Annotated in this window: 12 protein-coding genes; 5 read left to right on the top strand and 7 right to left on the bottom strand. The window is 63.7% G+C overall.

Going from position 1 to position 13005, the window contains the following annotated elements; genetic code table 11:
* The first annotated feature begins 200 nt into the window (after nucleotides 1-200).
* Both phbB and ACPPVP_RS41885 read left to right on the top strand, forming a co-directional pair.
* Entirely contained in the window at nucleotides 201-926 is a 726-nt protein-coding gene (gene phbB / locus ACPPVP_RS41890; RefSeq protein ID WP_426529811.1) for an acetoacetyl-CoA reductase, read from the top strand.
* 131 nt (nucleotides 927-1057) lie between these two features.
* Nucleotides 1058-1924: a DMT family transporter gene (locus ACPPVP_RS41885; protein ID WP_426529809.1), complete on the top strand. Its 867-nt coding sequence runs from the start codon at nucleotides 1058-1060 to the stop codon at nucleotides 1922-1924.
* Between the two features lie 86 nt (nucleotides 1925-2010).
* Here ACPPVP_RS41885 and ACPPVP_RS41880 read toward each other — a convergent pair whose 3' ends face one another.
* Both ACPPVP_RS41880 and gloB read right to left on the bottom strand, forming a co-directional pair.
* On the bottom strand, nucleotides 2011-2445 hold the full coding sequence (locus tag ACPPVP_RS41880; protein ID WP_426529807.1) for a cupin domain-containing protein: 435 nt from the start codon (nucleotides 2443-2445) through the stop codon (nucleotides 2011-2013).
* Nucleotides 2445-3212 (bottom strand): hydroxyacylglutathione hydrolase, encoded by a 768-nt coding sequence (gene gloB, locus ACPPVP_RS41875; RefSeq protein WP_426529805.1) that lies wholly within the window; start codon nucleotides 3210-3212, stop codon nucleotides 2445-2447. Before gloB ends, ACPPVP_RS41880 begins: the two co-directional genes overlap by 1 nt.
* Nucleotides 3213-3332: 120 nt before the next feature.
* Between gloB and ACPPVP_RS41870 the strand changes: the two genes are divergently transcribed.
* Nucleotides 3333-4079, top strand: coding sequence for a methyltransferase domain-containing protein (locus ACPPVP_RS41870; RefSeq protein ID WP_426529804.1), 747 nt, complete (start codon nucleotides 3333-3335; stop codon nucleotides 4077-4079).
* Between the two features lie 146 nt (nucleotides 4080-4225).
* Here ACPPVP_RS41870 and ACPPVP_RS41865 read toward each other — a convergent pair whose 3' ends face one another.
* From ACPPVP_RS41865 to ACPPVP_RS41845, 5 genes are all read right to left on the bottom strand, one after another.
* Entirely contained in the window at nucleotides 4226-4981 is a 756-nt protein-coding gene (locus ACPPVP_RS41865) for a DUF4167 domain-containing protein (RefSeq protein ID WP_426529803.1), read from the bottom strand.
* 489 nt (nucleotides 4982-5470) lie between these two features.
* On the bottom strand, nucleotides 5471-6352 hold the full coding sequence (gene prmC, locus ACPPVP_RS41860) for a peptide chain release factor N(5)-glutamine methyltransferase (RefSeq protein ID WP_426529801.1): 882 nt from the start codon (nucleotides 6350-6352) through the stop codon (nucleotides 5471-5473).
* 190 nt (nucleotides 6353-6542) lie between these two features.
* Complete coding sequence (gene prfA, locus ACPPVP_RS41855) at nucleotides 6543-7622, bottom strand: peptide chain release factor 1 (protein ID WP_426529799.1); 1080 nt, start codon at nucleotides 7620-7622, stop codon at nucleotides 6543-6545.
* A gap of 55 nt (nucleotides 7623-7677) precedes the next feature.
* Nucleotides 7678-9945: a phosphoenolpyruvate--protein phosphotransferase gene (gene ptsP / locus ACPPVP_RS41850; RefSeq protein ID WP_426529797.1), complete on the bottom strand. Its 2268-nt coding sequence runs from the start codon at nucleotides 9943-9945 to the stop codon at nucleotides 7678-7680.
* Between the two features lie 327 nt (nucleotides 9946-10272).
* Nucleotides 10273-11526, bottom strand: coding sequence for an aspartate kinase (locus ACPPVP_RS41845; protein WP_426529795.1), 1254 nt, complete (start codon nucleotides 11524-11526; stop codon nucleotides 10273-10275).
* Nucleotides 11527-11700: 174 nt separating this feature from the next.
* Between ACPPVP_RS41845 and ACPPVP_RS41840 the strand changes: the two genes are divergently transcribed.
* Together ACPPVP_RS41840 and ubiG are read left to right on the top strand one after the other, a co-directional pair.
* Entirely contained in the window at nucleotides 11701-12180 is a 480-nt protein-coding gene (locus ACPPVP_RS41840; protein WP_426529793.1) for a PH domain-containing protein, read from the top strand.
* 3 nt (nucleotides 12181-12183) lie between these two features.
* On the top strand, nucleotides 12184-12954 hold the full coding sequence (gene ubiG, locus ACPPVP_RS41835; protein ID WP_426529791.1) for a bifunctional 2-polyprenyl-6-hydroxyphenol methylase/3-demethylubiquinol 3-O-methyltransferase UbiG: 771 nt from the start codon (nucleotides 12184-12186) through the stop codon (nucleotides 12952-12954).
* The last annotated feature ends 51 nt before the right edge of the window (nucleotides 12955-13005 follow it).

The following is a 13005-nucleotide window of genomic DNA, read 5'->3' as shown; positions in this document are numbered from 1 at the left end:
AAGGCAGAGTGACTGGTTGAATGATGAAAAGATCATCTAGCAACCCGATCTCGAATTGGTAAAGATGAAATGCCCGGTCTCGCGCCGGGCATTTTCATCTCTGCAAGCGTTTTCAACAACGCTTCGAACCTAAGGCTGAGCTTCGTCAAAAGACCGGGACAATTCCGGCTTATAAAGAAGACCACCAAGGAGGACTACGCATGGCACGTGTTGCATTGGTTACGGGGGGTACGCGGGGCATTGGCGCGTCGATCAGCAAAACGCTGAAGGCTGCGGGCTACAAGGTTGCGGCGAGCTACGCCGGTAATGACGCCGCCGCCGAAAAATTCAAATCGGAGACCGGCATCCCCGTCTACAAATGGGACGTCAGCTCGTTCGACGCCTGCGCGGCCGGCGTCAAGCAGGTCGAAGCCGATCTCGGCCCGGTCGACGTCCTGATCAACAATGCCGGCATCACCAAGGACGGCGCCTTCCACAAGATGACGCTCGATCAATGGAACGCGGTCATCAACACCAATCTCGGCTCGCTGTTCAACATGACGCGCCAGGTGATCGAGGGCATGCGCGCCCGCAAATTCGGCCGCGTCATCAACATCTCCTCGATCAACGGCCAGAAGGGCCAGTTCGGCCAGGTCAACTATTCTGCGGCCAAGGCCGGCGACATCGGCTTCACCAAGGCGCTCGCGCTGGAGAACGCCAAGGGCGGCATCACCGTGAACGCGATCTGCCCCGGCTACATCAACACCGAGATGGTTCAGGCGGTGCCGAAGGAGGTGCTCGAGAAGAGCATCCTGCCGCTGATCCCGGTCAACCGTCTCGGCGAACCCGAGGAAATCGCCCGCGCCGTGCTGTTCCTCGCCGCCGACGAGGCGGGTGGGATCACCGGCTCGACGATGACGATCAATGGCGGCCAGTACATGACCTGATCTTTTCTCGTCATCGCGAGGAGCGGCTTGTCCGCCGTAGCTCAACGAGCGAAGGCGGATAGCGACGAAGCAATCCAATTCCGCTATGTAACGAAGATGGATTGCTTCGCTTCGCTCGCAATGACGAAATCATGACTCCCCGTACCGCTACCCTGATCGGACTGACCGCGATCCTGATGTGGTCGCTGCTCTCGGTCCTTACGGTTGCGACCGGAAAGATTCCGGCGTTCCAGCTCGCCGCGATGACATTTGCGATCGGCGCGCTGGTCGCATTCGCCAGCTTCCTGTTCCGGCCTTCCGCCTTTGGTGCCTTGAAGCAGCCGCTGGTCGCCTGGGTCGTCGGCGTCGGCGGCCTGTTCGGCTATCACGCGCTGTATTTCCTCGCGCTGCGCTTCGCGCCGCCGGCGGAAGCGGGGCTGTTGAATTATCTCTGGCCGCTGTTGATCGTGCTGTTCTCCTCGCTATTACCGGGCGAGCGATTGGCGCGGCATCACATCATCGGTGCGTTGCTCGGGCTTGCCGGCACCGTGTTGCTGTTTGCCGGCAATGGCGCGAGCTTTGCGCCCGGTCAGATTCCGGGCCTCGCCGCAGCCTTCGTCGCTGCCTTTGTGTGGGCGGGCTATTCGGTGATGTCGCGCAAGCTCAAGGCGGTGCCAACCGATGCGGTGGCGGGCTTTTGTCTCGCGACGGCGGTGCTGGCCGCGCTGGTCCACGGCATCGTCGAGACCACGGTGTGGCCGGAGACGACGGGGCAGTGGCTTGCCATCATCGCACTCGGCGTCGGCCCTGTCGGAGCCGCGTTCTTTGTCTGGGACATCGGCATGAAACGCGGCGACATCCGCGTGCTCGGTGCAGCTTCCTACGCGACGCCGTTGCTGTCGACGGCGTTTCTGATTCTGGCGGGCTTCGCGCAGCCGACCGCCACGATCGCGATTGCCGCGATCCTGATCGCCGGTGGTGGATTGATTGCGGCGAAGGATATGGTGTGGAGGAAGTAGGGTGGGCAAAGCGAAGCGTGCCCACCATCTATCTACACGTGCACGTTTGAGTGGTGGGCACGCTGCGCTTTGCCCGCCCTACGAAATCACGTCGGCTCCCAGCCCTTCGGTGCCAGCTCAAAATTCGCAAATTCGAATGCCGGTGCCACCGTGCACCCGACCAGCGTCCAGTCACCGGTGCTCTCGGCGGCTTGCCACGCATCCGCGGGCACTATCGCCTGCGGCCGTTCGCCGCCAGCCACGTCAGGGCCGAGCCTGACCGTGTGCCGGGTGCAGCCCTCATGGGCGATCTGCAGGATCAGCGGTGCGCCGGCGTAATAATGCCAGACCTCGACCGCATCGATGCGGTGCCAGTGCGAGCGCTCGCCGCGCGCCAGCAGGAAATAGATTGCGGTCGCGCATGACCGTCCGTTGGCATCAGCGCGCTTGTCGCGAAACGTCTCGCGATAATGCCCGCCTTCCGGATGCGGCTTCAGCTCGAGCCGCGCGATGATGTCGGCGGCCTCTTTCGACAGCGCCATCAGGACTTGTTCTTGCGTTCGCGCAACTCGCCGAACACTTTTTCGGCGCTGGCGCCCTTCATGTGCAGGTTTGCCGCCACCGACGGCTCGTCGGCGCGCAGGAACACATTGGCTTTCTTTTCCTCGCCCAGCAGCACCGGGATCGTCGGCCTGTTCTCGGCGCGCAGCCGCGTCACTTCTTCCGCGCGCGCCTTCAGCGCGGGATTGTCGCCGTCGACCGTGAGCGCGAACTTCACGTTCGACGCCGTATACTCATGGCCGCAATAGAGTTTGAAATCGTCCGGCAGCGCGCGCAACTTCAACAGCGAATCCCACATCATCGGATAGGTGCCCTCGAACACCCGGCCGCAGCCGATCGAGAACAGCGTGTCGGCGGCGAACACCGCCTTTTCATTGTCGAACACGTAGGAGATATGGTCGAGCGTATGGCCGGGCGTTTCCAGCACCCGCGCCAGCAGGCTGCCTACCTTGATCACATCGCCATTGATGGCGCGCAGGTCGACATTGGCGATCTTGGTGGACTTGTCATTGGGGGCGACGACCCGGCAATTATACTTCTGCTTCAGCTCGGCCACGCCGCCGACATGGTCGTGATGGTGGTGGGTGACGAGAATATCCGTCAGCGTCCAGCCTTCGCGCTCCAGCGCCTTGATGATCGGGCCGGCTTCCGGCGCGTCGATCGATGCGGTGGCCTTCGTCGCGGGATCGTGGATCAAATAGCCGAAATTGTCGCTGAGGCAGGTGAAGGTACGAATTTCCGCGGCCATGATAGCTCCGTGGTTAAGGCTTTCAGCCCCATGATCTCCCTAGAAATATGGCGTTAACGCTTGCGCGGCAATGCCATTTTCGGCGCGCCGCAATCAAACACGGTGTGGTAGATTGTGCCCATGACCATCGACGTCATCGATCTCCGCGATTTCTATTCGCAGCGCCTCGGTATTGTGGCGCGGCAGTTGATCAATCGTGGCATCCGGGCGCGGTGGCCAGACGCGGCCGGGCAGCGTGTGCTCGGGCTCGGCTACCCGACGCCGTATCTCGGCCTGTTTCGCGAGGATTCCGAACGCTGCATCGCCTTCATGCCGGCGGCGCAGGGCGTGTTGAAATGGCCGACCGCGCGCCCCGCACTGGCGACCCTGATCGACGAATTCTCAATGCCGCTGCCGGACGCCGCGGTGGACCGGATCCTGCTGGTCCACGCGCTGGAAATGTCCGACGATCCGGAGCGCCTGCTGCGCGAGGTGTGGCGCGTGCTGGCGCCGTCCGGGCGGCTGATCGCGGTGATCCCGAACCGGCGCGGCGTGTGGACGCGAACCGACACGACGCCGTTCGGTCACGGCCGGCCCTATTCGCGCGCGCAGATCACGCAATTGCTGCGGCAGACCTGGTTCACGCCGGCGTCATGGGGCGAGGCGCTGTTCCTGCCGCCGGTCGGCAACAGCTGGTTTTTGCGCTCGGCCATGGCGTGGGAGCGCGTTGGCGCTGCGCTGTCGCTGCCGTTCGCGGGCGTCCATATCGTGGAGGCGACCAAGCAGGTCTATCGCGCGATCCCCGCGGGCCGTGAACGCACGCGGCTAATTCCATCGCTGGAGCCGGTGCTGGTGCCGTCGTCGACGGCGACAAGAGATAAAGCGTAATCTCTCGGTTTGTCCTCCCCGCGAACGCGGGGACCCATAACCACGTCAGTAGTTATTTGCAACGATCGTCCATCCGCGTGCCTCAAATCAAGGCCGCGGCGTATGGGTCCCTGCGTTCGCAGGGACGACGATTGTGAGTGAACTACCTACTCATTCCCCGGATTGAAATCTTCGCTGGGCCCGGCAGGCGCGGCCATGCCTTCGGGGCGCGGACCATGCGGCCGGCGGCGCCGGCGCGGGAAACGTTCGCCGCCACCACGACCCTCTTCATATCCGCCGGGCGCGCCATTCACCTGCGGCTGCGGGCCGGTGATGAAGGAGGGCAGGCGATCGACACCGCCGGTATCCGCAATCACCGGCTGCGGCTGGGGTTGCGGCTGATATTGCGGCTGCGGACGATGCTCGCGTTCGCGATGGTGTTCGCGCGGCTGCTGGTCGCGGTAGGGCTGGCCGTCACCGCGCTGTTCGCGCGGGTTGTTGTCGCGGATGTAGGGCTGCGGCTGCTGCGGGACGAAGCCCGGTTCCTGGCCGAAATGCGAAAAACTCTCGCCGTCGTCCTCGCCGTCTTCCGCCGTCGGCTGCGTTTCGTTGTCGACGCGGGGCTGCGGCTGGTTCTGCCGGAACTGCTCCTGCGCGGCTGCGATCAAGCGAAAATAGTGTTCGGCGTGCTGGTAGTAGTTCTCGGCCGCGACCGGATCGCCGGAAGAGCGCGCGTCCCGCGCCAGCTGAACGTATTTTTCGGCGACATGTGAGGCGGTGCCGCGGATCTTGATATCGGGTCCGTTCGATTCGAACACCCGGGTCATCGGGTTTTGACCGCGCCGGTTATTATTGTTGCTGCTATTGTTGTTGTTATTATTATTCCGGTTACGCATCCGCTTGTTGTTCTGACCGTTTCTCATGTCTCGCCTTTATTCCAGCCCTGAAGTTATGCAGTTGCCGTCGTAGCCTGATCCGACCCGGCGCACGCTCGCGCGCACCGAATCACGATGCCGTTCAGATTCATGTCGTCGATTTCGCCAACCATCGCGTTCAACAAAGACGCGTTCCCCAACCGGCGGCGTACATTCGCCTGCCGGACCAAATCATTCAGCCTGCCAAAGCCAGCTTAATCGTCTTGCGTGACGGCTTCGCGGAACCAGCTGTTGCGTAAGTCTTCAAGCGCAATATCAGGCTTTCGTTCGCTTTACGGTCGAGAGCAGCACAGCTCCAGCTATTGCGCTCAATTCGACCTGCTTTAGGAACCTTTCATCCGGCGGGCTCTCGTTTCGAGAACTCTGGCCTCACCCGCATCGCCTTACGGGGCCAGTAACCCTGGACCGATGTTGTGGCCGGAACGTAGTCGCTCCCGGGGAATATTCCAAGGGGTTTTTTTGCGTTCCAAAAGGACTTTATCGGGCCATTTTGTGGCCCGCGACGGCCCTCGGAATGCCTGCCAGATCGGCTTTGGGGGCGGTTGCGGGCGTTAACCCCGCGTTCGTCATGAATGCTTCGATTGGGCCGCTTTGGCCTTGCCCGGCTTCCACAACAAGACAGCCCCCCGGCGCCAGGAGGCCGGCCGCCTGGGGAATCAGCGCGCGGTAGGCGTCCAGCCCATCGGCACCGCCATCGAGCGCGGCCAGCGGATCGTGGTTCCGCACCTCCGTCGCCAGGCCATCGATGTCCGCCGAGCGGATATAGGGGGGATTCGAGATGATCAGATCGAACGGGCCGGTCAGCCCGCTGGCGTAATCGCAGGCGACGAACGTCGCGCGCTCCAAGAGGCCTGTGCGCGCCGCGTTGGCCGAGGCCGTATGCAAGGCGCCCTCCGAAATGTCGGTCCCGAAACCCTGCGCCGCCGGCAACTCGGACAACAGCGCCAGCAGGATCGCGCCGGAGCCGGTGCCGAGATCGGCGATGCGCAAGGGACGATCGAGGCCTCCGCCAGCGCGCAGCAGTTCCAGCGCCAGTTCGACCACTGTCTCGGTATCCGGCCGCGGCACCAGCGTTGCGGACGAGAGTCGCAAGGGCAGCCCCCAAAACTCCTTCTCGCCTAGAATGCGCGCGACCGGCTCTCCCACGAGGCGGCGGCGGGCGAATTCCGCGAGGCATGCCGATTCGTCCGGGGCGAGCTGACGCTGCGCGGCCGAGATCAAGCCGGTCAGATCGAGGCCAAGCGCATGGCCCGTCAGAATCCGCGCGTCGAGTTCAGCGGATTCGATGCTGGCGGATTTGAATTGCGTGGTAAGAGTGCGCCGCGCGGTCTCGACGGTCTGGCCGACGAAATCGGTCATGCGGCGTCCTCGCGCAAATCCCTCCACGCGTCGTCCCTGCGAACGCAGGGACCCCGAGCGTGAGCGCAATTGCGCTCATCGCGGCCCCGCGGCCTTTCGATTTGGGCGGTGTGGGTTGGCATCTTGAGTAACAAAGAACGCCGGTGGCTATGGGTCCCTGCGTTCGCAGGGACGACAGCGAGAATCGTCCTCACGCCGCCGCGCCTTGCGCTGCAAGCTGGGCGGCCTGGTGTTCGGTGGTCAGCGCGTCGGTTAGTTCACCCAGCGCCTCGCCCGAAATCACCTGCGGCAATTTGTAGAGCGTCAGGTTGATGCGGTGGTCGGTCACGCGGCCTTGCGGGAAATTGTAGGTGCGGATGCGCTCGCTTCGGTCGCCGGAGCCGACCTTTTCCTTGCGGTCGGCGGAGCGCGCCGCGTCGACGCGCTGCTGTTCGGCGTCATAGATGCGCGAGCGCAGGATGTTCATCGCGGAGGCGCGGTTTTTGTGTTGCGAGCGGCTGTCCTGCATCATGACGACGATGCCGGTCGGGATGTGCGTGATGCGGATCGCTGATTCGGTCTTATTGACGTGCTGGCCGCCGGCGCCCTGCGCGCGCATGGTCTCGATCCGCAAATCGTCGTTCTTGATGTCGACGTCGACATCCTCGACCTCGGGCAGCACGGCGACGGTGGCCGCTGACGTGTGAATGCGTCCCTGCGTCTCGGTGTCGGGCACGCGCTGCACGCGGTGCACGCCGGATTCGAATTTCAGTTTTGCAAACGCGCCGCGACCCTGCACTTCCGCGACGATTTCCTTGTAGCCGCCCATGGTGCCTTCGGAGGCCGAGATCACCTCGACCTTCCAGCCCTGCAACGCGGCAAACCGCTCGTACATCCGGAACAGGTCGCCGGCGAACAGCGAGGCTTCGTCGCCGCCGGTGCCGGCGCGGATTTCCAGCACCACGTTGCGGTCGTCCATGGCGTCCTTGGGCAGCAGCGCCACGCGAATCTTCTGCTCCAGTTCGGCGACCCGCGCCTGCAGCGTTTCGAGTTCGGCTTCGGCCATGCCGCGCATTTCGGGATCGGTGGCGGAATCCGCCAACAGCTGTTCGGCGCCCGCAATCTCGGCCCGCGCCGCGCGATAATCCTTCACCGCATCGATGAGCGGATTGAGCTCGGCGAGTTCGCGCGTGATCTGGACGTATTTTTCGGAATTCAGCTGGCCCAGCAGCTCGGCTTCCAGCGAGGCGTGGTGGGCGAGCAGGATATCGAGTTTGGCTTCAGGTAGCATGGCGTGGTTCTCGAGAGGCGGATGCGGACGGCTGAGTTGTCGGGACAGAGCCTCGCTACAACGACAGCCCCTCGGCTTCCGCGAATTCCGTCAATTTCTTCCGGATTGACACGCTTCCGGCCGGCGCGTCGATCAGCGGCATGATGACAGCCTCGGCCTTCCTGGCGTCGAGGTCCAGGATCATCGCCTTCACCGGGCCGTGGCCGGTGGCGGACAACGACAATGAGCGGTAGCCGAGCGCGATCAGCGCCAGCGCGCCGAGCGGCTTGGAGGCCATCTCGCCGCATAGCGATGCCGTCTTCTTCGCCGCCTGCGCCTTGCGCACGATGTCGCGCAGCGCCCGCATGATCGGCGCCGACATGGTGTCGAACCGTTCGGAAACCTTGGCGTTGCCACGGTCGACCGCGAACATGAACTGGAACAGGTCGTTCGATCCGACCGAAACGAAATCGACCTTCTTCAGGAGTTCGTCGAGCTGATAGAGCAGTGCCGGCACCTCCACCATGGTGCCGACGTCGATCCGTTCCGGCAGCGCATGGCCGTGCTGGCGCAAATAGGTCAGCTCGCGCTCGACGATCGCCTTGGCCTGGTCGAATTCGGCAACATCGGAAATCATCGGGAACATGATCTTCAGCGCGCGGCCGCCGCCGGCCCGCAGCAGCGCGCGGATCTGGCCGCGCAACAGTCCCGGCCGGTCCAGCCCGAGCCGGATCGCCCGCCAGCCGAGCGCGGGATTTTCCTCGACCACGGTCTCCATATAGGGCAGCGCCTTGTCGCCGCCGATATCGAGGGTGCGGAACGTCACCGGCTTGGCGCCGGCGGCGTCCAGCACGGTGCGATAGAGCGCGAGCTGGTCGGAACTGCGCGGCAGGCTCTGGCCGACCATGAACTGCAACTCGGTGCGGAACAGCCCGATGCCGGCGCTGCCGGTATCGTCGATATGCGGCAGGTCGATCACGAGGCCCGCATTGATCATCAGTTCGACCGGCTGGCCGTCCTTGGTGACGCAGGGCATGTCACGCAGCGCGGCATACTGCGCCTGCCGCCGCGCGCGAAACCGCACCCGCTCGGCATAGGCCGATTCGATCTCTGCCGAGGGGCGGACATAAATCGAGCCCGACGTGCCGTCGACGATGATGGCGTCACCGGGATCGGCGATGCCGGGAGCGTTCGGCACCTCGCCGACGGCGGGAATGCCGAGCGCGCGCGCCACGATCGAGACGTGGGAATTGGCGGTGCCTTCCTCCAGCACCAGGCCGCGCAGCCGCTTGCGATCGTAATCGAGCAGGGCGGCAGGGCCCATCGCGCGGGCGATCAGGATGGCGTTCTCAGGCAACTGTTCGCGCGACGGCGCGTGATCCTGCCCCACCAGTTGCCGCATCAGGCGATGGCCGAGGTCTTCCAGATCGTGCAGGCGGTCGCGCAGATAAGGATCGGTCGAGCGCAGCATGCGCGCGCGGGTGTCGGACTGCACACGTTCGACGGCGGCTTCGGCGGTGAGGCCGGTGGCGACTGCCTCGTGCAATTTGTGCGACCAGCCGTGGTCGTTGGCGAACATGCGGTAGGCTTCCAGCACCTCGCGATGCTCGCCGCCCTCGGCGACGTCGCCGCGCTCCAGCATGCGGTCGAGGTCGGCGCGCAGCTTGGTCAGCGCCGCATCCAGCTTCTTGATTTCCTTCGGCAGGTCTTCGGCGATGTAGTTGGTAATGACGACGCGCGGCTCGTGCAGCACGACATGGCCGAGCGCGATGCCGTCGGAGAGGATGGCGCCGGTCTTATGCAGGGAATGCCGCGCCGCCGGTTCGGCACCGGGCTGCGCCAGCGCCGCCAGTTCGCCGGAGGCGATCATTTCCGCCAGCACCATGGCGGTGGTCTGCAGCGCCTCGACCTCTTCCTCGACATAGGTGCGTTTGGCGCGGTTCTGGACCACCAGCACGCCAAGCGTATTGCCGGCCCGCAGGATCGGCACGCCGAGGAACGAATGGTAGATTTCTTCGCCGGTCTCAGGCCGGAACGAGAACGCCGGATGGCTTTGCGCGTCCGAGAGGTTGAGCGGGCTCGCCTCGCTGGACACCAGGCCGACCAGGCCCTCATGCGCGTTCAGCACCGTCCGGTGGACGGCGTCGCGGTTCAGACCTTCGGTGGCGTAAAGTTCGAGCGTGTTATCGATACGCAGCACATAACAGGAGCAGACCTCGGCCACCATGTTGGCCGCGATCAGCACCACGATCTTGTCCAGGCGCTCCTGCGCCGAGACCTGCTCCGCCATGGTTTCGCGGAGCCGTCTCAACAAGACGCGGGGGCCTCCCGACGCGCTCCGCATGTGCTGGTATCCTCCCCCGCGAATCCAGACCGCCGGGTAGCCGGCGGCTGGCGTGAAACGCACGAAAAACAACAATTTTATTCATTCGGCGCGGCCGCAGGCACCCTGATCCCGGCCGAATCGGGATCGCCAAAACCGTGGCGCAGTTTGCGGCAACCCACCTCACAGGCCGTATAGCCAATCGAGGCTTGTTTTGCCAAGCAAAACGCCTGCCAGAACCAATAACGTGTGTGTCAGCGCCGATGCTGCGCTAGCGAAGCGCATGATCTGCCAAAACGCCGCCGGTTTGGCGATCAGACCATGCGCTAGATTTGAGAGAAAATCGTTCTAAGCTTGGTCGAGCCCGTAGAGCGTGTGCAGCGTGCGCACCGCAAGTTCGGTGTAGGCGGCGTCGATCAGCACCGAAAACTTGATCTCGGAGGTGGTAATGGCGCGGATGTTGATATTGCGCTCGGACAGCGCCTTGAACGCCTTTGCCGCGACGCCGGCATGGCTGCGCATGCCGCTGCCGATCACCGAGACCTTCGACACGTCGGTGGCGCTGTCGAGCCTGACATAGCCGATCTTGGCCTTCGACGAGGTGATGGTGTCGCGGGCGCGGTTATAGTCGGAGGCCGGAACGGTGAAGGTGAGGTCGGTGGTCTTGCCGTCCTCGGAGACGTTCTGGACGATCATGTCGACATTGATGTTGGCGTCCGCCAGCGGCCCGAAGATCGCGGCGGCCACGCCGGGCTTGTCCTCGATCTGGCGCAGCGAAATCTGGGCTTCGTCCTTGGTGAAGGCGATGCCGGTGACGACGTGGCTTTCCATGATTTCCTCCTCGCTGCAGATCAGCGTACCCGGCGGCGTGCCATGCGGGTCGATATCCTCGGGCTTGTCGAAGCTGGAACGGACGAACACCGGCATGTTGTGCACCATGCCGAGTTCCACCGAGCGCACCTGCAGGACCTTGGCGCCCAGCGAGGCCAGTTCCAGCATATCCTCGAAGGCGATCTTGTCGAGCCGCCGCGCCTTGGGAACCACCCGCGGATCGGTGGTGTAGACGCCATCGACGTCAGTATAGATGTCGCAGCGGTCGGCGCGAATCGCCGCCGCAATCGCCACCGCCGAGGTGTCCGACCCGCCGCGCCCGAGCGTGGTGATGCGGTTGTTCTGCGGGTTGATGCCCTGGAAGCCGGCAATGACGGCGACTTCCTTGCGATCGGCGAAACGGTTCATGATCTCCGTGCCGTCGATCTCGAGAATCCGCGCCGAGGCGTGGGCGTCGGAGGTCTTGATCGGGATCTGCCAGCCCTGCCAGGAGCGCGCCTGGATGCCGATGCCCTGCAGCACGATCGCGAGCAGACCCGAGGTCACCTGTTCGCCGGATGCCACCACAGCGTCATATTCGCGCGCATCATGCAGCGGCGAGGCGTCGCGGCACCAGTCCACGAGCTCGTTGGTCTTGCCGGACATGGCCGATACGACAACGGCGACATCGTGTCCGGCGTCGACTTCGCGCTTGACGTGACGCGCGACGTTGCGGATTCGGTCGATATTGGCGACGGACGTGCCGCCGAATTTCATCACGAGGCGGCCCATGACGACGCGTGCATTCCCTGTGAGGATAAGTAAGGTGACCCGCACGGAAAGTGGAGCGCCCGGGCCGAAAGCGGCGTATACATAGCGGCGCGGTCCGGAGCAAGCAACCAGCTTCGTTTTCGGCCCAAAAATGACGCAAATGGCTGTAGTAGCGGGTTAATTCAGGGCAGGCGTATGGGCCGGTATATCGACGAAATCCTGCAGCCTGGCGAGAAGGTGCTGTATTCGACCAACGCGCATTGGATGTTTTATCTGCCGGCCATCGGGGCCTGGATCGTTGCGGTCGTTTTCCTGGTGCTGTCGCGCATGGTCGGCACCGACGTTCTGATGCTGGTCTGCCTGGCGTTCGCCGCAGTCGTCGGGCTTGCCGCCTTGTACTGGAGCCTGACCGCCTGGTTCCATCGCTGGACCACCGAGACCGATGTCACCAACATGCGGATCGTCCACAAGACCGGCTTCATCAAGCGGCGTACCTTCGAGATGAGCCTCGACAAGGTCGAGAGCGTCGACGTCAACCAGAGTATCATCGGCCGCATCATGAACTACGGCAACGTCACGATCATGGGCGTCGGCGAAGGTAAGGAAACCATTTCCACCATTGCGTCGCCGCTGGCGTTTCGTAATGCCATCACGACACGACCGGTTGGCACTTAAATCATGGCCATGCAGCAAAATTCCTCCGCCGGCGGTTTCTCCGCCACGGGCTCGACCGTTGACCCGGCCGAAGTCGCAAAATTTTCAAAATTGTCGGACGAGTGGTGGGACCCCAAGGGCAAGATGGCCCCGCTGCACAAGATCAATCCGCTGCGGCTCGCCTATATCCGCGACGCCGCCTGCCGCAAGTTCGATCGCAACGCCAAGAGCCTGAGTTGCCTGTCGGGCCTGCGCATCCTCGATATCGGTTGCGGCGCAGGCCTGCTGTGCGAGCCGTTCACGCGGCTTGGCGCGCAGGTGATCGGGATCGATCCGTCCGCGACCAACATCGCCGCCGCCAGGCTGCATGCCGACAAGGGACATCTGTCGATCGACTATCGCTGCACCACCGTCGAGGAGATGGATTTGCGCGAGCGCTTCGATGTCGTGCTGGCGATGGAAGTGATCGAGCATGTCACCGATGTCGGCGCATTCCTCGCCCGCTGCGCGGCAGTGGTCAAGCCGGGCGGGTTGATGGTGGTCTCGACACTGAACCGCAACTGGAAGAGTTTTGCGCTCGCGATCGTCGGTGCGGAATATGTGCTGCGCTGGCTGCCGCGCGGGACCCACCAGTGGGACAAGTTCGTCACCCCCGACGAACTCGCGCAACATCTCTCGAACAACAAGCTCGCCATCACCGAGCAGGCCGGCGTGGTCTATAACCCGCTCGCCGACCGATGGAGCATCTCGTCCGACATGGACGTCAACTACATGGTGGTGGCGGAGGGGGCATAGTTGATCCCGGCATCTTAGCTACATAACCGGTGTCGTCCCTGCGCACGCAGG

The sequence above is a fragment of the Bradyrhizobium sp. McL0615 genome (assembly GCF_049993905.1).
GTDB lineage: Bacteria > Pseudomonadota > Alphaproteobacteria > Rhizobiales > Xanthobacteraceae > Bradyrhizobium.
Note: the sequence above shows the minus strand (reverse complement) of the source record. Positions and strands in the feature narration are given on the sequence as shown.

What these genes read in the sequence shown, in the direction of transcription:
- ACPPVP_RS41840 (WP_426529793.1), top strand. Translation starts at nt 11,701, where the DNA reads ATGGGCCGGTATATCGACGAAATCCTGCAGCCTGGCGAGAAGGTGCTG.
- ACPPVP_RS41845 (WP_426529795.1), bottom strand. Translation starts at nt 11,526, where the DNA reads ATGGGCCGCCTCGTGATGAAATTCGGCGGCACGTCCGTCGCCAATATC.
- ACPPVP_RS41865 (WP_426529803.1), bottom strand. Translation starts at nt 4,981, where the DNA reads ATGAGAAACGGTCAGAACAACAAGCGGATGCGTAACCGGAATAATAAT.
- gloB (WP_426529805.1), bottom strand. Translation starts at nt 3,212, where the DNA reads ATGGCCGCGGAAATTCGTACCTTCACCTGCCTCAGCGACAATTTCGGC.
- prfA (WP_426529799.1), bottom strand. Translation starts at nt 7,622, where the DNA reads ATGCTACCTGAAGCCAAACTCGATATCCTGCTCGCCCACCACGCCTCG.
- ACPPVP_RS41880 (WP_426529807.1), bottom strand. Translation starts at nt 2,445, where the DNA reads ATGGCGCTGTCGAAAGAGGCCGCCGACATCATCGCGCGGCTCGAGCTG.
- phbB (WP_426529811.1), top strand. Translation starts at nt 201, where the DNA reads ATGGCACGTGTTGCATTGGTTACGGGGGGTACGCGGGGCATTGGCGCG.
- ACPPVP_RS41885 (WP_426529809.1), top strand. Translation starts at nt 1,058, where the DNA reads ATGACTCCCCGTACCGCTACCCTGATCGGACTGACCGCGATCCTGATG.
- ACPPVP_RS41870 (WP_426529804.1), top strand. Translation starts at nt 3,333, where the DNA reads ATGACCATCGACGTCATCGATCTCCGCGATTTCTATTCGCAGCGCCTC.
- ubiG (WP_426529791.1), top strand. Translation starts at nt 12,184, where the DNA reads ATGGCCATGCAGCAAAATTCCTCCGCCGGCGGTTTCTCCGCCACGGGC.
- prmC (WP_426529801.1), bottom strand. Translation starts at nt 6,352, where the DNA reads ATGACCGATTTCGTCGGCCAGACCGTCGAGACCGCGCGGCGCACTCTT.
- ptsP (WP_426529797.1), bottom strand. Translation starts at nt 9,945, where the DNA reads ATGCGGAGCGCGTCGGGAGGCCCCCGCGTCTTGTTGAGACGGCTCCGC.